At 60.0% G+C, this 20,121-nt stretch carries 19 protein-coding genes and 1 rRNA gene; 19 read left to right on the forward strand and 1 reads right to left on the reverse strand.

Annotation, left to right across the window (positions count from 1 at the left end):
- Window positions 1-591 precede the first annotated feature (591 nt).
- From ACTNA2_RS08415 to ACTNA2_RS08485, 15 genes are all read left to right on the forward strand, one after another.
- Window positions 592-1,842, forward strand: coding sequence for a N5-glutamine methyltransferase family protein (locus tag ACTNA2_RS08415; RefSeq protein WP_441031993.1), 1,251 nt, complete (start codon window positions 592-594; stop codon window positions 1,840-1,842).
- 209 nt (window positions 1,843-2,051) lie between these two features.
- Window positions 2,052-2,804 (forward strand): L-threonylcarbamoyladenylate synthase, encoded by a 753-nt coding sequence (locus tag ACTNA2_RS08420; RefSeq protein WP_441049233.1) that lies wholly within the window; start codon window positions 2,052-2,054, stop codon window positions 2,802-2,804.
- A 3-nt stretch (window positions 2,805-2,807) separates the two neighbouring features.
- Window positions 2,808-4,349 carry a glycerol kinase GlpK gene (gene glpK, locus ACTNA2_RS08425; RefSeq protein ID WP_441049235.1) on the forward strand — a complete coding sequence of 514 codons (1,542 nt, stop codon included), beginning with the start codon at window positions 2,808-2,810 and terminating at the stop codon, window positions 4,347-4,349.
- Window positions 4,350-4,470: 121 nt separating this feature from the next.
- A complete protein-coding gene (gene upp / locus ACTNA2_RS08430) occupies window positions 4,471-5,118 on the forward strand; it encodes a uracil phosphoribosyltransferase (protein WP_040359658.1) in 648 nt (215 codons plus the stop codon).
- Window positions 5,119-5,586: 468 nt separating this feature from the next.
- Window positions 5,587-5,880, forward strand: a complete 294-nt coding sequence (locus tag ACTNA2_RS08435; protein ID WP_441031998.1) for a hypothetical protein — start codon at window positions 5,587-5,589, stop codon at window positions 5,878-5,880.
- Between the two features lie 45 nt (window positions 5,881-5,925).
- A complete protein-coding gene (atpB, locus tag ACTNA2_RS08440; protein ID WP_441032000.1) occupies window positions 5,926-6,723 on the forward strand; it encodes a F0F1 ATP synthase subunit A in 798 nt (265 codons plus the stop codon).
- Window positions 6,724-6,821: 98 nt separating this feature from the next.
- A complete protein-coding gene (locus tag ACTNA2_RS08445; protein WP_427727739.1) occupies window positions 6,822-7,013 on the forward strand; it encodes an ATP synthase F0 subunit C in 192 nt (63 codons plus the stop codon).
- Between the two features lie 21 nt (window positions 7,014-7,034).
- Window positions 7,035-7,631, forward strand: a complete 597-nt coding sequence (gene atpF / locus ACTNA2_RS08450) for a F0F1 ATP synthase subunit B (protein ID WP_427727741.1) — start codon at window positions 7,035-7,037, stop codon at window positions 7,629-7,631.
- Window positions 7,624-8,100, forward strand: coding sequence for a F0F1 ATP synthase subunit delta (locus tag ACTNA2_RS08455; RefSeq protein WP_441049237.1), 477 nt, complete (start codon window positions 7,624-7,626; stop codon window positions 8,098-8,100). Before atpF ends, ACTNA2_RS08455 begins: the two co-directional genes overlap by 8 nt.
- Before the next feature lie 2 nt (window positions 8,101-8,102).
- The gene (atpA, locus tag ACTNA2_RS08460; protein ID WP_441049239.1) at window positions 8,103-9,710 is read left to right on the forward strand and encodes a F0F1 ATP synthase subunit alpha; all 1,608 of its coding nucleotides are present in this window, start codon (window positions 8,103-8,105) and stop codon (window positions 9,708-9,710) included.
- A gap of 5 nt (window positions 9,711-9,715) precedes the next feature.
- On the forward strand, window positions 9,716-10,624 hold the full coding sequence (gene atpG / locus ACTNA2_RS08465) for an ATP synthase F1 subunit gamma (protein ID WP_441049241.1): 909 nt from the start codon (window positions 9,716-9,718) through the stop codon (window positions 10,622-10,624).
- The gene (gene atpD / locus ACTNA2_RS08470; RefSeq protein ID WP_427727748.1) at window positions 10,624-12,078 is read left to right on the forward strand and encodes a F0F1 ATP synthase subunit beta; all 1,455 of its coding nucleotides are present in this window, start codon (window positions 10,624-10,626) and stop codon (window positions 12,076-12,078) included. The genes atpG and atpD overlap by 1 nt, the downstream gene beginning before the upstream one ends.
- Before the next feature lie 5 nt (window positions 12,079-12,083).
- Window positions 12,084-12,476: an ATP synthase F1 subunit epsilon gene (gene atpC, locus ACTNA2_RS08475; protein WP_441049248.1), complete on the forward strand. Its 393-nt coding sequence runs from the start codon at window positions 12,084-12,086 to the stop codon at window positions 12,474-12,476.
- Between the two features lie 88 nt (window positions 12,477-12,564).
- On the forward strand, window positions 12,565-13,848 hold the full coding sequence (gene murA / locus ACTNA2_RS08480; RefSeq protein WP_154518387.1) for a UDP-N-acetylglucosamine 1-carboxyvinyltransferase: 1,284 nt from the start codon (window positions 12,565-12,567) through the stop codon (window positions 13,846-13,848).
- Window positions 13,849-13,860: 12 nt separating this feature from the next.
- The gene (locus tag ACTNA2_RS08485) at window positions 13,861-15,114 is read left to right on the forward strand and encodes an LCP family protein (protein WP_441049244.1); all 1,254 of its coding nucleotides are present in this window, start codon (window positions 13,861-13,863) and stop codon (window positions 15,112-15,114) included.
- Between the two features lie 255 nt (window positions 15,115-15,369).
- Here the strand turns inward: ACTNA2_RS08485 and pepT are convergent, their stop codons facing one another.
- Entirely contained in the window at window positions 15,370-16,617 is a 1,248-nt protein-coding gene (gene pepT, locus ACTNA2_RS08490; RefSeq protein WP_441049246.1) for a peptidase T, read from the reverse strand.
- 120 nt (window positions 16,618-16,737) lie between these two features.
- On the opposite strand from pepT, the gene ACTNA2_RS08495 reads away from it, so the two are divergent.
- The 4 genes from ACTNA2_RS08495 to ACTNA2_RS08510 form a co-directional block, all read left to right on the forward strand.
- Window positions 16,738-17,160, forward strand: a complete 423-nt coding sequence (locus ACTNA2_RS08495) for a metal-dependent transcriptional regulator (protein WP_154518396.1) — start codon at window positions 16,738-16,740, stop codon at window positions 17,158-17,160.
- A gap of 12 nt (window positions 17,161-17,172) precedes the next feature.
- Window positions 17,173-18,066, forward strand: a complete 894-nt coding sequence (locus tag ACTNA2_RS08500) for a homocysteine S-methyltransferase family protein (protein ID WP_154518399.1) — start codon at window positions 17,173-17,175, stop codon at window positions 18,064-18,066.
- A gap of 175 nt (window positions 18,067-18,241) precedes the next feature.
- Window positions 18,242-19,642, forward strand: coding sequence for a phosphoglucomutase/phosphomannomutase family protein (locus ACTNA2_RS08505; RefSeq protein WP_441049247.1), 1,401 nt, complete (start codon window positions 18,242-18,244; stop codon window positions 19,640-19,642).
- 409 nt (window positions 19,643-20,051) lie between these two features.
- Window positions 20,052-20,121, forward strand: a 16S ribosomal RNA gene (locus tag ACTNA2_RS08510); the annotation flags it as partial.

Genomic DNA, 20,121 nt, shown 5'->3' on the forward strand with positions numbered 1-20,121 from the left:
GCGCGGCTGCGCCTATGGCACTTCAACATCATTGTCGCAGCCCCGACCCGCGGTCACGAGCGGGGGCTCCTATCTTTTTAGTGCCCTCGGATTGGGTCATAGTGTCTGTCCGTCCTCTACCTGCGGCGGGTAGTCATTGGGGACTTATGCTCAACCTGCGGCGCCTCAGAGGTAGTCATTGGGGACGTTCTTAAATGACTAGGTTGGGTAAATTACTTTTCGAGTTTATTTAATCTGCTTTGTTGGAAATTAATCTGTCTACCTGCTTAAACTAATTAATAACCTTCATCTGCTATTGAAAATATTGCTCGAAAAATCGTCCAAGAAGTCGCGGGGCCCTTTTTGGTGCGTCGCACGTCAAGTGATTTGGCAAGTTCTTGGTTAGATATTGGTCAGTTTTGGGGCAACCTTGCCAAAAGCTTGACGGATACAGATTTAGACGTCGACGAATGAACACTCTAGGTAGGCTCCAAGCAAAATTCTGGGCTGATTCTCGATAATCGCTTCCAATCGTCTCTCGCCGCGTGCCGCCCTCGCGTACAATCTGCTCCGACATTCGCGCGCCGCCCGGCGCTTAAGAGGGGAGGACCCATGGCAAACGAGATCTGGACCATCAGGCGTTGTCTCGAGTGGACCAAGGAGTACCTAGCCGAGCGCGGCGAAGAGCACCCCCGTCTTTCTGCCGAGTGGCTGTTGTGCGCAGCCACGGGCCTAGCGCGCATCGACTTATATATGCGTATGGACGACACGCTCGATGCAGCGCAGCTCGAGACCATGCACGCGGCGGTTGTCCGTCGCGCCAAGGGCGAGCCGCTGCAGTACATCACCGGCAGCACGCAGTTCCGCATGATCGACGTCGCGTGCGCCCCCGGCGTGCTCATTCCACGTCCCGAGACCGAGATGCTCGTCGAGGAAGTCCTCAATTATCTGGATGCCGAGGTTCTGAGCCCCGAGGCTGCCACCCGCCAGCGCGTAGAGTTGCCATGGAACGACGAGGTCGAGCAGGCGCGTAAAGCCGAAGTCGCATTGGCTGACGAACGCGCGACTGCCGAGCGCCGTGCCGCCAACCTCACGGCTGCCGATGAGGCAGCGTTGGGCGGAGACGTGCTGGGCAGCCGAGCTTATGCCGAGGAGCTGGCCGATCGTGAGGCCGAGGAAGCCGCCGCGCAGGCAGCTGAGGCCGAGACCGCGGAAGTCGCTGAGCCCGAGCTCGACGAATACGGCATTGCCATCGAAGGCGTCGAACAAGAGACGGCCCTAGTGCAGGATGCAGCCGCGTCTGTGCCTGCCGACCCCCGCATTGCCCGTGTTCTCGAGGTCGGTTGCGGCACGGGCTGCATCTCGCTCTCCCTTGCTTGGGAGCGTCGCGGCCATGTCGCCTGCACCGCTACCGATATCGAGCCGCGCGCCATCGACCTGGCCACCAAAAACCGCGATGCACTCGGGCTGACGTCCGATGAGGTCGCCTTCAGCCTCACGAACCTGGTGAGCTCTATCCCCCGCGAGGAGTGGGGCACCTTCGACGTGCTCGTTTCCAACCCGCCTTATATCCCGACTGACGTCATGCGCTCGCTGCCGCACGAGGTCAAGGACTTTGAGCCCGATTTGGCGCTCGAGGGCGGCGCCGATGGCCTTGATATCTTCCGCCGCCTGCTCAATGCGGCGCCCTATATGCTGCGCGCCGGCGGCCTGTTTGCCTGCGAGCTCTATGAGGGCGCCCTCGACGCCGCGGCCGAGCTCTGCCGCCAGGCGGGCCTTTCGGACGTACGCATCGTCCGTGACCTCACCGATCGTCCCCGCATCGTTCGAGCTATCGTCACCGAGCCCAAACAACGTCAGTAAAGTACGAAGCGTATTGGCGGCGCGGCGGCGGGAGCGCTGCGCCGGAAATGTAAAGAGGCTTGTCACGGCTCAATTACCCTTCACTTTCACCGACTGCTATAGCCGCTCACCAAACCAACATGCGCTGTGGACAAATAGGTTAAACGTTTCGTGCGAGAATGCCCCTCAGTAAACAAACTTTCACCAGAGTGTAAGGGGCTGGCATACACATGCAGACGGTCTATCGGGTATTCGAGGGAGCGCGCGAGCCGCATCGGCTCGCCGTCGAGCGTACGGCCGAGGTGCTCGGCCGTGGCGGCCTGGCCCTGATCCCAACCGAGACCGTCTATGGCGTCGCTGTGGCAGTCAACGCCTTCTCGGACGCCGTGCCCCAAGATACAAGCGAATCTCTGCCGTGGCCGCGCGATCCGCAGGCTGCCGTCAACGGCGCCGCGGTGCCCGCGCTCGGTACCGGCTACCGTCGCATCTTTACCCTCAAGCAGCGCGAGCTCACCCAAACGGTCGCCTGGCTGGTCGATGATGCCGAGGCCCTCGACCGCTACGGCGTGGATATCCCAGAAGAGGCACGCATACTTGCCCGACGATGCTGGCCGGGCGCCCTGACTATTGTGGTCAAGGCGGCTCCCTGCGTGCCGACCTTTATGCGTGCCGCCGACGACACGGTGGCTCTTCGCGCGTCGGCATCGCCCGTGGTACAGGCGCTCATTCGCACCTGCGGCAGCCCACTTGCCTGTACGAGCGCCAATACACACGGCGCGCCCGCGCCGGCAAGCTTTGCCGACGTTGAAGACCGCATTCTAGAAGGGGTCGACGTGGCCGTCGACGCGGGCGAGACGCCGTGCCGCGACGCTTCGACCATCGTGTCGTTCCAGCACGGCGGGCTTCAGATCCTGCGCCAAGGCGCACTTCCCGCGCCAGAGATTGAGCGGGTCCTGTCCGACCCGATGCATAGAAAGGTGTAAGCGATGTCGTTGAATCTGGGCAGCCTGGGCATGGAAGATGCCTCGTTTGACTTTGGCGGTTCCTACATCATGGCGCTCGACTGCGGCACCACCTCGGTACTTGCGACCATCGTCGACGAGTACGGCTGCATCGTCGCCCAAGCGCGCCGCAGCGTCAAAACCAGCTTCCCGCGTCCCGGCTGGGTGGAGCAAGACCCCATGGCGGTCCTTGCCAGCCAGATTGCGGTCATGATGGAGGTTCAGTTTAAGAGCGGGATTCATTCCGATCGCATCGCCGCCATCGGTATCTCCAATCAGCGTGAGACCACGGTGGTCTGGGACCGCGTGAGCGGCCAGCCCATCTATAACGCCATCGTATGGCAGTGCCGTCGCACCGCGTCTCTGATCGATAATTTGGTTGAGCAGGGCGCAGAAGAGCTGGTGCGCTCCCGCACGGGGCTTACGCTCGACCCGTATTTCTCGGCCTCCAAGGTGCAGTGGATTCTCGACAACGTCGACGGCGCACGCGAGAGCGCGGCGGCGGGCGACCTCATGTTTGGCACCATCGACACCTGGCTCATCTACAACCTCACCGGCAGCCAGGTCTTTGCCACCGACTACACCAATGCCAGCCGCACGGCACTCTTTAATATCCATACGCTCGATTGGGACGACGACCTGCTGGCGCTCTTTGACGTTCCGCGTTCCATGATGCCCGAGGTTCGCTGGAGCTCGGGCGACTACGGCCGCGTCGCGAGCGACATCATGACCAACATGCCACCCATCATGGGTGTGGCGGGCGACCAGCAGGCGTCGCTGTTCGGCCACTGCTGTTTCCATCCCGGCCAGACCAAAAACACCTATGGCACTGGTTGCTTTATGCTCATGAACACCGGCGACGAGGTCATCGAATCCAAGAACGGTCTGGTCTCCACCATCGGTATCGCCGCGGACGGCAAGATCAGCTATGCACTCGAGGGTTCCATCTTTGCCGCCGGCTCCACCATGAACTGGCTTCGCAACAACATGGGCATCATCTCGAGCGTGAGCGAGTCTGCACAACTCGCCGCTTCGATTAACGACAACGAGGGCTGCTACTTCGTTCCCGCCTTTGCGGGTTTGGGCGCTCCCTGGTGGGACCCGCGTGCCCGCGGTATCGTGTGCGGTCTGACCGGCGCCTCGAGCCGTGCGACCATCGTACGTGCCGCCTGCGAATCCATGGCATATCAGAGCTACGACGTGCTGCGCGCCATGGAGCAGGACGTGGGGCTTTCGATCGAACGCCTGTCTGTCGATGGCGGCGCGTCGCGCAACGAGTTCATCATGCAATTCCAGGCCGACCTGCTGGATATCCCCGTGCTGCAATGCGAGACGGTGGAGACCACGGCAATCGGTGCCGCGTACTTGGCGGGCCTTGCCGTCGGCTATTGGGAAGACCTAGAAGAGCTGGAGCAAAATGCCCAGATCGTTAGGACCTTCCTTCCCCACATGTCCGCCGAGCGCCGCGAGCAAAACCTTGCGGGCTGGCGCGATGCGGTCAAGCGCTCGCTCAATACCGCACAGTAGGGCTGCGATGGGATGCTCGATACAACAAACCGCTAAACTGATGCATGGCGTGCAGCGGCAACATTGCTGCGCGCCTTGTCAGCAAGGCCATTTTGTGGCCGCAACGAAAGGGGAAAGACCCATGACCGTTACCTACGATGCGTCCCGTGTGACGCTTGTCGATCATCCGCTCGTCCAGCACAAGCTGTCGATCCTGCGCGACAAAAACACCGGCACCAATCAGTTCCGCCAGCTCGTGCGCGAACTCGCGCTTTTTGACGGCTACGAGGCCATGCGCGACCTGCCTATGGAAGACGTCGAGGTCGAGACCCCCATCACTACCGCCACGTTCAAACAGCTCGCCGGCAAGAAACTCGCCATCGTGCCCATCCTGCGTGCGGGCCTTGGCATGGTCGACGGCATCCTCGACCTGGTGCCCTCCGCTCGCGTGGGACACATCGGTATGGAGCGCGACGAGGTTACTCACGAACCGCATGAGTATTACTGCAAAATGCCCAAGGATATCGACCAGCGCATCTGCCTGGTTGTCGACCCCATGCTCGCCACGGGCGGTTCGGCCGAGATGGCCATCAGCTACCTGCGCGAGCGCGGTGTCAAGGACATCCGCATGCTGTGCATCGTCGCGGCCCCCGAGGGCCTCAAGTCGCTGACCGAGAAGGACCCAGATGTGCATATCTATACCTGCGCCATCGACGACCATCTCAACGAGGCTGCCTACATCGTTCCCGGCCTCGGCGACGCCGGCGACCGCATCTACGGCACGCTCTAGTCGCCAGGCATGGGCAGCTGCACGTGCTCATTCGTGCATGATTGGTGCGTGCGGGTGTACGAGTGACGCCTGCACGCATATTTATGAGTGTCGTCGCAGCCACCGAGGGCCCAAAACGCGCTATACCGTAGGTACGGTATAAAGAGTGTCTTAAGAAAATGTACAGTTGTGTATTAACTTACGTTTTCCCACTTGTCATTGCGTATTCGGTTCGTACAATAGTCAACAACGCTGTCGTGCTGCGCTTACGCGGGTGCGGCGGCGTTTGTCAAGTACGCTCGTCGGCCATCGCGACCCATTCGTCCTCAGTGCTCGGCCTTTTGTCCGTTTGACACCCCAAGGGGCTAAAGACGCGATTAAGGTTGGGTAACAGTGCATTGATTTTGCAATCACGCGCCCTAAAATACTAGGACGATGTGAGCGGGGTATGGCTCCATGTGGGTTATATGTCGCGAGAAGGGAACGCACATGCCGGTTGAGCTGGCAGGCCACGTGCCGTTCATCGCAACGGGATTCGTCGTCGGTCTTGTTGCATTTTTGCCGTTGTACCTTGCGCTTGCTTCGGTGCTGGCGCATCGACGCGATGCCAACATGACGGTAGGCATGTTGGGTATCATGGTGTCGTTTGCGGTGCTCTTTATGGGCGTCGTAATTGTGCACCTGGTAGCCCCCGTGGCGCTCATCGCCTTTTTGTGCGGCGAGCTCGCCGGGTTTTTGATTTGTTGGATCGTGATCGCCTGCATGGTGATTATGAAGGATTAAAGGCGTTGCCCCACCTTGGTGCGGGCAAACAGGGAAGGTGGAATCTTGGACGCATTTGCCAAGTTACCCAGCGCGATCGCCGAGCTCGTCGCTGAGTTCTCCTCGGCTCCGGTCGTGGGTGACCTTAACGCGGGCCTGACGCAGTACTCGTTCTGGCTGCTTATCGCCGCTGTCGTCATGTTCGTGGTCTTTTTCGCGTTTACTAAGAAGCAGAAGGTTGTCCCCGAGGGCTTCTTCGTTAACGGCGTCGAGTGGGTCATCGAGTACGTGCAGGACGATATCGCCAAGGGTGTCGTTGGCGACAACTGGAAGAAGCACTTCCCGTTTTTGGCCTCGCTGTTCTTCTTTATCCTGATCAACAACTTTATCGGCCTCATCCCCGGCATGAAGCCCGGCACCGGTGCCATCGGCTGTACCGCCGCCCTCGCACTCGTGTCGTTTGTGTACTTCATCTATTTTGGTATCAAGAAGCACGGCTTCTTTGGGTACTTCAAGAGCCTCGCCCCTGCGGGCGTCGCCTTCCCCATGAACGTCTTCGTGTGGGTCATCGAGCTCTTCTCGCTGTGCCTGCGCCTGGTCACGCTCGCCGTCCGTCTGTTCTGCAACATGTTCGCCGGCCACATCGTCATGGGCTCGTTCGCCATCATGGCCACGCTCTTTGCCCAGCCGATGCTGGAGCACTTTACGGCCATGAACGCCGTGGGCGCCCTGCCCAGCGTGGCGTGGGTTTTGATTCTTTTGGTAATCTACGCCGTCGAGCTGATCGTTGCCTTTGTTCAGGCATACGTTTTTACGGTCCTCGAGGCCGTGTACATTCAGATCGCTGAGGCTGACGCCCACTAGCGGTCGCATTTATTTGGTGTTCGGAGGCGCGGCACCCGCGTGCGCCTCTACAACATAGGTATTTATCCTGCGCACACGCGCACGACAAAGGAGGAATCGTGGGAGTTATCGGATATGGTCTCGGCGTTATCGGTGCCGGTCTCGCAATTGGTCTTGCAGCACTCGGTGCTACGGGCGCTATGGCTCGTCAGCCTGAGGTCCAGGGCCGTGCCTTCACCGTCTTCATTCTTGCATCTGCATTCACCGAGGCTCTGGGCCTGATCGGCTTCGTCGTTACGCTGATTTCGTAATTGAGCACGAAGGTAGTCGCCATGAAGCATTTCAACCACGCGAAAGTCGCTGCTGCGCTGACGGGCGCCATGCTCGCCATGCCGGTGTCGGCATTCGCCGAGGAGTCTGAGAACAAGGCCGAGATCCTCGTCCCCAAGATGGCGGAATTCGTCCCTGCACTCATTGCCTTCCTCATCATCTTCATCGTTTTGGCCAAGTTCGCCTGGCCGCAGATTCTGCAGACGATGGAAGAGCGCGGCAAGCGCATCAAGGACAGCCTCGATGAGGCTGAGACCACCAAGCGCAAGGCCATCGAGGCCCGCAAGGAGTCCGACGCCCTCCTCACCGACGCCCGTCGTCAGGCTGCCGACATCGTGACCGCCGCCCGTCAGGACGCCGAGTCCGAGCGCGCCCGCATTATCGCCAAGGCTCACGAGGAGGCCGAGGACATCATTGCCAAGGCCCACGCCAACGCCGAGGACGAGCGCAACTCCATCTATGCCGCCGCTGCCGGCTCCATCGCCGATCTTTCCGTCTCCGTTGCGACCAAGATTGTCGGCGAGGCCCTCGAGAACGACGACGAGCAGCGTCGTCTGATCGAGCGCTACATCAAGGAAGCAGGTAGCCTGAATGCCTAACAGCCGCATGGAGAACAGGGTTCTCGAGACCTATGCACGTACCCTCCTGGAGGCCGCTAAGGCCGAGGGCCGTGTGTTCCGCGATCTTCACGAGCTTGAGGTCATCGCGAACGCCAGCCCCGAGGTGCTTGCTGTCCTCAGTACCGTGTTCGAGCGCGGCCAGCTCGATCTTCTGCCGCAGATTGCATCGGCTTATCGGATGGTAACCGCGACCGACGAGGACGTCGTAGGCGTCACCGTCACCACGGCTGTCCCGCTCGATGACGAGCTGCGCCGCACGATTACCGAGAAATGCGAGGCCGATCTAAAGCGCAAGGTGTTCCTGATCGAGAAGGTCGATCCGTCCATCATCGGCGGTCTGATTCTCGAGGCCCGCGGCCAGCGTCGCGACGTTACCGTCAAGACCCAGCTGCGCGCAGCGCGTGAGGCCCTCGGTTCCACGATTTTGAATAACGGAGGTGAAGCCTAGTTATGTCCGATACCCTCAATGCCGAAAGCATCGCCCGCGCCCTGCAGGCGAAGCTCGATGGCCTGGCGGCTACCGTCGACACGCAAGAGGTTTCCCATGTTGACGAGGTTGGCGACGGCATCGCGCGCGTCTCGGGACTGCGCAACGCCATGGCCGGCGAGCTCTTGGAGTTCAAGAGCTCCGAGAGCGGCGAGACCGTCTACGGCCTTGCCCAGAACCTCGACCGCGATGAGGTCGGTGCTGTTCTGTTCGGCGCCGTCAACGTCATCAAGGAAGGCGACGAGTGCCGTACCACCGGTCGCGTCATGGATATTCCCGTGAGCCGCGCCATGCTCGGTCGCGTCGTCAACCCGCTGGGCCAGCCCATCGACGGCCTGGGCGATATCGTCGCCACGCACCGTCGCCCCATCGAGTTCAAGGCCCCCGGCGTTATCGACCGCACCCCGGTCTGCGAGCCGGTTCAGACTGGTCTGCTCGCTATCGACTCCATGGTTCCTATCGGCCGTGGCCAGCGTGAGCTCATCATCGGCGACCGTAAGACCGGCAAGACTGCCATCGCGATCGATGCCATCCTCAACCAGCGCGGTAAGGACATGGTCTGCATCTACGTCGCTATCGGCCAGAAGGCCTCTACGGTTGCCAACATCCGTGAGACCCTCGCCCAGCACGGCGCACTCGACTACACCATCATCGTCTCGGCTACCGCTGCCGACTCGGCCCCTATGCAGTACATCGCCCCTATGGCCGGTGCCGCTATCGGCGAGTTCTTTATGTACAACGGCGAGAACGGCGAGCCCGCCAGCGAGACCAACCCCGGCGGCCATGTGCTCGTCATCTACGATGACCTGTCCAAGCAGGCTGTGGCCTACCGTCAGATGTCGCTGACGCTGCATCGTCCGCCCGGACGCGAGGCCTATCCTGGCGACATCTTCTACCTGCACTCTCGCCTGCTCGAGCGTGCCGTCAAGATGTCCAAGAAGAACGGCTACGGCTCCATGACGGCCCTGCCGGTCATCGAGACCCAGGACGGCGACGTTTCGGCCTACATTCCGACCAACGTCATTTCCATTACCGATGGTCAGATCTACCTGCAGTCCGAGCTCTTCTTCCAGGGCCAGCGCCCGGCAGTCGACGTCGGCATCTCGGTGTCGCGCGTCGGTGGCTCCGCTCAGACCAAGGCCATGAAGCAGGTCGCCGGCAACCTCCGTCTGGACCTTGCCGCCTACCGTGAGCTCGCCGGTTTTACCCAGTTCGGTTCCGACCTGGATGCAGCCACCCAAAAGCAGCTTACCCACGGTGCGCACATGACCGAGCTTCTTAAGCAGGCGCGCTTTAAGCCGTTCGACGTCGCCGAGCAGATCGTTACGCTGTTCGCCGGCAACGAGGGCTTTATCGACGACCTGCCCCTTTCCGAGGTGCTGCCGTTCCGCGCCGAGCTGCTCGAGTACATGAATGCTGGCTTTGGCGGCTTGCTGCAGAAGGTCCGTACCAACAAGATCGACGGCGAGACCAAAGAGCAGCTGCTTCAGGCCATCACCGATTTCAAGAACGAGTACGCCTCCAAGCATGCCTCCACCGCGAGCGCAGCTGAGGGCGCAGAGGAGAACTAAGCTCTATGGCTAACCTTCGCGACATTAAGAAGCGAATCTCCTCGGTCACGAGCACCAAGCAGATCACGCGCACGATGGAGATGGTCTCTACGGCCAAGATCCGTCGCGCGCTCGATCGAGCCACGCAGGCTGAGCCCTACAAGAAGGCGCTCACCGACGTCATGCACACCGTTGCGAGCGATACAGAGACTGCCGGCGACAACCCCATGCTCAAGACGCATGAGGAGTTCAAGCGCGGTCTGATCATCGCGATCACGTCCGATCGCGGTCTGGCGGGCGGCTTCAACGTCAACGTTGAGCGCACCTGCGAGAAAATCGCTCGCGAATGGGCACATGATGGCGCCGAGTGCGAGATCATCGCATGCGGTCGCAAGGCGAGCGAGTATTTCCGCAGCCGTGCCAACACGGTCATGCACTTCGAGGGTTCCTCGGCCGACCCGAGCCTCGAGGATGCCCGCATGATCGCGAGCTATATCTGCGACGAGTACTCCAAGGGTCAGCTCGACCGCGTCGAGATCGTGTACCATCACGCTCGCAACCGCGTCGATCAGGTTCTTCGTACCGAGCATTTGCTTCCGCTCGACCCCGAGATGATCGCCATGGCACATGGCCCGCGCAAGAACGCAGACGAGGGCCCCGAGCGCGTCTCGTCCTCGTTCAAGTTCGTGCCGAGCGCCCAGCATGTGTTGGCTGAGCTGGTCCCCAGCTACATCCTGACCGTCATTCACCAGGCGCTGATCGATTCGGCCGCCGCCGAGCAGGGTGCGCGCCGTAAGGCCATGCACTCCGCCACGGAGAACGCGTCGTCGATCATCTCGACTCTTACCCGTACGTATAACCGCGTGCGTCAGGCTTCCATTACCACGGAGATCAACGAGATCGTGGGCGGAGCCGCAGCATTGGAGGAACACTAATGGCAGATACCACCGTTAAAGCGGCGGTCGAGGAGGCCACGGCACGTCAGACGGCCGGTGAGGGGCGTATCGTCCGTATCATCGGCGCAGTTGTCGACGTTAAGTTCGATGGCGCTGTCCCCTCGATCTACAACGCGCTCACGGTCGAGGCCGATACGCCGATGGGTCACATCAGCACCATCCTGGAGGTTGAGTCTCAGCTTCCCGGCGGTGTCGTTCGTACCGTCGCCATGACGTCGACCGACGGCTTGCAGCGCGGCGTCGTCGCGGTCGACACCGGCGCACCCATGAAGATGCCCGTCGGCCCCGAGACCCTCGGCCGCATTTGGAATGTTATGGGCCAGCCTGTCGATGGCAAGCCCATGCCCCAGATCGATGAGTTTTATCCCATCCATCACCCGGCACCTCATTTCGACGAGCTCACTACCAAGACCGAGATCTTCGAGACCGGCATTAAGGCCGTCGACCTGCTCGAGCCCTACATCCGTGGCGGCAAGACGGGTCTGTTTGGCGGTGCCGGCGTCGGCAAGACCGTTCTGATTCAGGAGCTCATCAACAACCTCGCCCAGGAGCATGGCGGCACCTCGGTGTTCACCGGCGTTGGCGAGCGTACCCGTGAGGGTACCGACCTGTTCCTCGAGATGAGCGAGTCTGGCGTTATCGATAAGACCTGCTTGGTCTACGGTCAGATGAACGAGCCGCCTGGAGCGCGTCTGCGCATTGGTCTGGCCGGCCTCACCACCGCTGAGTACTTCCGCGATCGTGGCCAGGACGTCCTGCTGTTCATCGATAACATTTTCCGCTTCTCCCAGGCCGGTTCCGAGGTTTCCGCCCTTCTGGGCCGTATGCCGTCCGCTGTTGGCTACCAGCCCACGCTGGCTACCGAGATGGGCGACCTCCAGGAGCGCATTACCTCGACCAAGACGGGTTCCATCACCTCCGTTCAGGCTGTCTACGTCCCTGCAGACGACCTGACCGACCCGGCTCCCGCCACGACGTTTACACACCTCGACGCCACGACCGTTCTTTCGCGTTCCATCGCCGAGCTCGGTCTGTATCCCGCAATCGACCCCTTGGCTTCCTCTTCCGACGCCCTGGATCCCTCGATTGTCGGCGAGGAGCACTATCGTGTGGCCGTCGCAGTCCAAGAGCTGCTCCAGGAGTACTCCGACCTGCAGGACATCATCGCCATTCTGGGTATGGACGAGCTGTCCGAGGAGCAGCGCCTTACGGTCAACCGTGCCCGTAAGCTCCAGCAGTTCCTGTCTCAGTCCTTCCACGTCGCCGAGCAGTTCACCGGCAACCCCGGTGTCTACATCCGTGTCGAGGACACGGTCCGCTCGTTTGCCGCCATTGTCGACGGCGAGTGCGACGACCTGCCCGAGCAGGCGTTCCGTTATGCGTCCACGATTGACGACGTGCGCGAGCGCGCCGCCAAGATGGAGGAGAAGTAGTGGCTATGCAAATCCGCATCGTGTGTCCGGAGAGCTGCGCCTATGAAGGTGAGGCGGCATTTGTCGCCCTGCCTTCCACGGACGGCGAGTTCGGCATTCTTCCGCGTCACGCTAGCGAGATCTGCACGATCGATCGCGGCTACGTTCGCGTTTGTGATAAGCAAATGGGCGCCGTCGACCACACGTTTGCTGTGGACGGCGGCTATGCCCAGGTTGCGGACGATGTCGTGATTATCCTCGCCGAGCGCGCTTGCGATTTGGCGACCGTCGATGCCGACAAGCTTAAAGCTGATATTCAAGGTTTTGAAGAGAAGCTGGGTAATTTGTCGGAGGATGATGCACGCCGCGCCTACCTCTATAATGAAATCGCATGGTGTAAGCTCATGCTTGCCCAATAGTCAAACGATTTGGCGTTCGACCATTTGCGAACACATCATGCCCGGGGTGGCCCAGCCATCCCGGGCATGCTTTTTGAAAGGGTAGACCTTGGATATTATCCGTGTTGAAGGTGGCCACACCATCGGAGGCTCCGTGCCCGTTTCGGGTGCAAAGAACTCTGCACTCAAACTCATGGCGGCAACGCTTCTGGCACCGGGGAAGACGACGCTGCAGAACGTGCCCGATATCTCGGATGTCCATGTTATGGGCAAGGTGCTCAAGGGTATGGGCGCCAAGATTGACGTTCTCGATGAGCATACGCTCGAGATCGACACTTCTCAGGTTGATTCCTGGGAGGCTCCCTACGAGCTTGTCGCCAAGATGCGCGCCTCCACGGCCGTGATGGGTCCCCTGCTGGGCCGTTTCCATCGTGCCAAGATTGCCATGCCGGGTGGCTGCAATCTGGGTGCCCGTAAGATCGACATGCACATCTTGGGTCTTGAGGCGCTGGGCGTAGAATTCGACACTGCACACGGTTACATCAATGCCAACGCTCCTCAGGGGTTGCGCGGTACCACGGTTACGCTTGAATTTGCCAGCGTCGGCGCTACCGAGAACCTCATCATGGCGGCCGTGCGCGCACAAGGCACTACGGTTATCGATAATGCGGCTCGCGAGCCCGAGATCGTCGACCTTGCCAATATGCTCAACGAGATGGGCGCCAAGATTGTTGGCGCCGGCACGCCCGTCGTGACCATCGAAGGTGTGGACGAGCTGCATCCCGTTACCCATCGCGTGGTGGGCGACCGCATCGAGGCCGGCACCTTTATCGTTGCCGGTGCCCTGATGGCCGATGACCGCGGTGTCGACGTTACGGGCTTTTGCCCCATTCACTTGGGCATGGTGCTCAAGAAGATGGAGCTCATGGGTATCGAGTGTGAGCGAATCGAGAATGGCGTTCACGTGAGTCGTGTCGAGCACATCAGGCCGGTCGATATTCAGACACTTCCGTTCCCGGGCTTCCCGACGGACATGCAGGCGCAGATCATGGTGCTTTCCGCTCTCGCTGATGGCAGCTCTGTGATTACCGAGAATATCTTCGAGAACCGCTTCATGTTCGCGTCGGAGCTGGTCCGTATGGGCGCAGATATCCGCATCGAAAGCCATCACGCCATGATTCATGGCGTCAAGGGGTTCTCGGGTGCACAGGTTACCTCGCCTGATCTGCGCGGCGGCGCCGCGCTCGTCGTTGCTGGCCTTATCGCCGACGGCGTTACCGAGGTCTCGGCCATTCATCACATCAAACGTGGCTATGAGCAGTTTGTCGAAAAACTGCAGGCACTTGGTGCAAACGTCGAGCACGCCACTGTTCCCGATCCCGTCATCTACTAATGCAGGTTGCCTATGTTTAATAATAAGAAGCCCTTAGCGGATACTCGAAGACCTTCAACCGGCGCACAGGCCAAGATCTACAGTCGCGATAATGTTGCACGCTACTCCGAGCGCGCTCGTCAGCGCCGCCGCGGCCAGACAATCCGTCGCGTTGCGCTTATCGCCGTGCTTGGCGTGCTGTTGAGCGCTACGACTGCCGCCGGGCTGTGGTTCGCCAGAATTATGGGCAAGCTCGGCGATTCCAATGTCATTACCGACAATCTGCGCCATATCTTGGTGGATACCGATGAGGCCAAGGATCCGTTCTACGTGCTTCTTTTGGGTACCGATGGTCGTCCGGGCGAGGACACGTATCGCGCCGATTCAATTATCTTGGCGCGCATCGACCCTACGCAAAAGCAGGCTACGCTTATATCCATTCCACGTGATACCAAGGTTGTCTATAACGGCGAAACCATGAAGGTCAACGCCTGCCATACCTATGGCGGTGCCGAGGCCATGGTTCAAGCGGTCAATGAGCTGTGCGGCGTGCAGATTTCCCACTATGCCGAGGTTAGCTTTGACGGTATGCAATCATTGATTGACTCTGTGGGCGGTATCGACATCAACGCCACCGACGATGTCGATGACCCCGAGCATCTGGACATTAAGATTACGGCAGGCCAGCAGCACATGGACGGTGCTACCGCGCTCACCTATGCCCGTTGCCGCTATACCTATGCCGACGGCGACTATACGCGCATGCGTCACCAACGCCAGGTGCTTGGTGCCCTTGCCAACCAGATTCTCAACAACTTTGATGCTACGAAGGTCTTCGACCTGGTTAATTCGCTGTCCGATATGCTTGTGACCGATATGAGCGTTCAGGACATCGTGTCTACGGTCAATGCTATGCGCGGCATGGATGTCGATGGCATCTATTCGGCGAATCTGCCTTCCTACGCAGATGAAACCACCATGATCGACGGCCAGAGCTATGTCTTTGTCTACGAGGACGAGCTTAAGGAGATGATGGCGCGCGTCGATGCCGGCAAGGATCCTAAGGGACCAAACACCATGGGCCTATCCGACGGAACCAGCTCCACAATCGGTGATTTGAGCAACCATACTTCTGACGATTACGCCTACGGTACGGCCGGTTCGTCGGAAAGCTCGGGCGATTCGAGCTATTCGGACGATTCGAGCTATTCGGACGATTCGGATTACAGCTCATATTATTACGAGGAGCCCACTGGCGACGGCAACGGTTACGAAGCCAACTACTAGGGTTGCGCGGGCTTGCCAGCCCGTGCAACGGCTCGACGCTGCGCGCCGCCCAGAGCGACAATTTGTCATTCAAAAGGCAGGGCATGACCAGAAGGTCAATGTCCTGCCTTTTTCATGCCAACTTGTTCGCCCTGGACGTCGCTCGCTGACGTTGATTCAACCAGCGATGCCGACTACTCCCCTTGCACCAAAAAATCGCCCCGTTCTCGGTTTTGAGGACGGGGCGATTTTGCTTACCTAGATTATTCGAGTTCCTTATGCGAAGCGGGCGACGAGCTCCTGCAAGACGTCGGTCATCTTGACGAGCGAGCTGACCGGAACAAACTCGTTGACGCCGTGGTAGCAGTAGCCGCCCGTCGAAAGGTTGGGACAGGGCAGGCCGCGGAACGACAGCTGTGCACCGTCGGTGCCGCCGCGAATCGGCAGCACCTGGGGCTCAACATCGCAGGCAAGGAAGGATTCCTTAGCGACTTCGATCAGCTCTGGGTAGTCGCGGACAATCTCGGCCATGTTACGGTACTGGTGCTTGATCTCGACCGTTACGCGCTCCTCGCCCAGACGCTGGTTGAGCAGCGCGGCGGCAGCATCCATCAGATCGAGCTTCTGCTGGAACTTGGCGGCATCGTGATCACGGACGATATAGCGCGCCGTGGCATGGTCGACTGTGGCAGAAACGCCCTCGAGGTGATAGAAGCCCTCGTAGCCCTCGGTGTATTCCGGACGCTGCACGTAGGGAAGCAGGGCATTGAAGTCGCAGAACAGATTGCCCGCGTTAACCATGCGGCCCTTGGCGTCGCCGGGGTGAATGGACTGGCCCTCAAAGCTAACGGTAGCCTCGGCGGCGTTGAAGCACTCCCACTCAAGCTCGCCAACCGGACCGCCGTCGACTGTGTAGGCATACTTACAGCCAAAGTCCTCGATATCCAACAGCTCGGCACCGTGGCCGATTTCCTCGTCCGGGCAGAAACAAATACCAAGCGTGGGGTGGGGCAGGCTGGGGTCCCGTGCAATGCGTGCGACGAGCGCCATAATCTCGGCGACACCGGCCTTATCGTCGGCGCCCAGCAGCGTGGTGCCGTCGGTGCAAACCAGGTCCTCGCCCAAAAGGTTGTTGAGGGCGGGGAGCTTGGCGGTGCTCATGGATACGGGCTTGCCGTCGACGATGCCGCAAACCAGGTCGCCGCCCTCGTAGTGCACAATGTGCGGCGCTACGCCGGCGCCCGGTGCGACCTCGGTGGTGTCGAGGTGCGCGATCAGGCCCAGGGCGGGCTTATTCTCGGAGCCGGCGCTCGCGGGAATGTGAGCGCAGACATAGGCGTTTTCGGTTACATGGGCATCGGTTGCACCAAGCTCGCGCAATTCCTCGGCAAGCACATTGGCAAGATCAAACTGGACGGTGCTCGACGGCACCTGGTCACAGTTGGCATCCTCGGACTGTGTGTTGATCTGGACGTAGCGCAAAAAACGCTCGAGTACGTCGGGGTTCGTGGTGGTGTTTTCCATAGAGACCGCTCCAATCTTGGTTGTCGTGTGCATCAAGAACTCTAGCACGGTATGCCGCGGCATACCGCGACGCTTGGATGGGGTAGAATCAGCCATTGAATGCAGAAGGGACGGATGTTCATGGATACGACAAATAGCTCGCGCGAGCTACATCTAACGGTGGCGAACGAAGACTACTTGGAGTGCATGGTTCGCATCGAAAGCGAGGATGGGGAGACTAATGGCGTGCGGTCGGTCGATATCGCACAGCGCCTTGGCGTTTCGAAGGCATCGGTCAACAAGGCGGTTTCGGCTCTCAAGGCATCCGAGCTTGTCGAGCAGTCTCACTACGGCAAGGTTATCCTGACCAACCGTGGGCGCGAGGTCGGTTTGGCTATCTGGTATCGCCATCGCCTGATTCGCACATTTTTGGTCCAGGAGCTCGGCGTCGACTTTGAGCGCGCCGATGCCGAGGCCTGCATGATGGAGCACGCGCTTTCCGAGGACACAATGGTCCGTTGGCTCGCCTATCTCGAAAAGCAGGGAATCAGCATCGAGGAATAGCGAAACATATATATGGATACGAGTTATTACAATCGCTTCGGCGGCGAGGAGCTTATGCGCCGACTTGCCAGCGAGACGCTGCTGGCACAGGGTCCGATGGGCAGCGTGCTGCTGAGTGAATACGGTGCCGCCGATATTCCGCCGGCATTTTGGAACCTCGCCGAACCGCAGACGGTTTCTCGCATCCACCGACTGTATGCCGCCGCTGGTGCACAGGTGCTTATTACCAATACGTTCCAGGCATCGGGTTTTGCGCTCGATCGCGATGAAATCGCTCCATCTATGGCAGAGGTCAATCGCGGGGCGGTCGACGATGCCCGCCAGGCAAATCCCCAGCTATTGCTGGGGTCCATGGGGCCTATTGCGATTGAGTGGTTTGTCGAGGATTCTTCCGAGTATCGAGAGATTCGCGCAAATGCTCGCGAGCAGGCGTCCGCCCTGCTCAACGCCGGCGTCGACGGGATTCTGGTCGAGACGATCACGTCTATCCGCAATCTGCAGCCCGTGCTCGCCGGTGTCCATGATGCCGCTGATGGCATGCCCGTTCTGGTGAGCTTTGCTATTGATGACAAGGGCGACCTGCTGGGTGATGGCCTAAACATCGAAGGTGCCATCTTGTATGCCGAGAAGCACGGTGCGAGCTCGGTTGGGGTCAATTGCTGCACCCTGACAGCGGCTACCGCTGCGGTACCAAGAATGGTCAAGATAGCCACGACGCCCGTTACTGTACGTCCCAATGCGGGAAATCCGGTCCAAACGCAAGATGGGCCCGTGTGGCACGAGGACCCCGAAGCTTTCGCGCGCGCATGCGTCGAGTGGAAGCGGGCTGGCGCCGCAATGGTTGGTGGCTGTTGCGGAACCACGGCGATCACGACGGCTGCTATGGCAGACGCGCTCGATATATAGAGTCCTAAGAAAAGCACATTCGAATTACCGCCCCAACCGGGGCGGTTTTTTTGTCTATATGCGCCCTCGATGGCTTTTGCCTAAACGGTGAATGCGTGTGCCGGCGGCTTGCCGGGCGCTCGTTGCGGGTATACCACTTGCGTACCATGATCCAAACACTGCGAGGTGTCTGCGAGTGTGCGCGATAATTCATTTTGGAACTGATGGCTGGCGCGCTCGCGTCGGCGAGGATTTTAACGCTGACAATGTTGCCCGTATCGCTGATGCCGCCGGCGAGCTCTGGCAAAAGACATATCCCGGCAAGACGGTATATATCGGGTATGACACCCGTCCCCGGGCGCGCGAGTTTGCAGAACTTGCGGCTGGCGTGCTTGCGGCCCATGGCCTTGATGCCGTGCTCGCGGCCCGTTTTGTACCCACGCCTGCCATCACGTGGGCTGCCGCATACGATGGCGAGGCGTGCGGGGCGCTCATGGTGACCGGTTCACATCATCCGCAGGGCTATCTCTGTCTCAAACTGCGCATGGGCGATGGTTCCACGGCAAACCAGGACGTCATCGAAGAACTCGAGGCAACGATGGCCGCCGAACCTCTGGGGCTCGAGGAGCAGTATCGCACGGCGGATATCATTCCCGACTATATGCGAGCGGTAGCATCGTTTGTCGATGCCGATGCCATTCGTGCCGCTCGTCTGCACGTGGTGGTCGACCCCATGGGGGGAGCGGCTCAAGGTTATCTTGCCGATTTGCTGCGCGAGCTGGGTGTTGAGGTCCATGAGATTCATGCGGGGCAAGCATCGGATTGGGGGGATATCTGTCCCGATCCCGTAGAGCCGTGGGTGGATGCCTGCGAGCGTGCAGTTATCGAAGACGGTGCGTGTGCCGGCCTGGTGACCGATGGCGACGCTGACCGTATTGGCGCGGTCGACGAGCGCGGTAGATATATACATCCGCATCAGATCATGGCGCTCGTAATGGGCGAATTGGTTCAGTTTCGCAATTTGAAGGGGCGAGTCGTCGTCAATCTATCGTGCTCGACGCTTGTGCGTCGTGTTGCCGAGGCACTCGGTTGCCGCGTGACCGTAAAACCGGTTGGCTTCAAATATATAGCCGCCGAGATGAAAAAAGACGGGGTGCTTATGGGCGGTGAGGAGGCCGGTGGCATCGGCATTGCCGCGCATATGCCCGAGCGTGACGGCATTCTCGCTTGCCTACTCCTGTGTGAGCTCATGGCAAAGACGGGGGCTTCGCTGGGCGTGCTGGTCGATCAGCTCGAGGCGAGTTTTGGAAAAACAAGTTATGGCCGTCGAGATTTACGACTTGAGGCAGAAGATGCCGAGTCGCTGCGCACGCTGCTTCCCGGTGTGAATCCAAAGTCGATTTGCGGCAAGGCGCCGCAGAGCGTAAGTCACATGGACGGCTTGCGTTTGGCATTTGAGGATGATACCTGGCTGTTGGTTCGCCCGAGTGGCACTGAGCCGGTGGTGCGAGTGTACGCCGAGGGCTTTTCGGTGGAGGAGCGCGACGAGTTGCTTGATGCCGGCTGCGCTTTGGCTCGGGGCGCATATCGGCTCTAGCCATGGGGCTGCTCAATATAAAGATATGCTCGGCGAGTGGTAGGTAACGACTGGCAAGCGTCAGCTGCGGGTATAAATGTGTAGGAGTTGTGTGCAACCAGATTCCCGCCCCGCGGGCCCCTCCGGTCTGGCAATATATCTCCTTGCCGCGCGGCCCGGTCGGACCGGATGGACCGCGAGGGCGTGCACCTTGAGAACCGGATACTGCGAGGATGGACACACCAGGTGTGTCGCATCCGGGCAGACATCGAACCATTTGAAATGGTCTGACTTGGATTCGTTTTTCGCAAGGCCGCCGAGAGGCGGCCCCGAGGAATTCCTTTTCCTATCAAACAGAACCATATGAATCGAACGGAACCGATCAGCGAATGACTGAGAGGACCGGACGGGCTCGAGGCCCAAACATATTTGGACGGAGAGTTCGATCCTGGCTCAGGATGAACGCTGGCGGCGCGCCTAACACATGCAAGTCGAACGGC

This window comes from Collinsella sp. HCP28S3_E9, assembly GCF_052065455.1.
Taxonomy (GTDB): domain Bacteria; phylum Actinomycetota; class Coriobacteriia; order Coriobacteriales; family Coriobacteriaceae; genus Collinsella.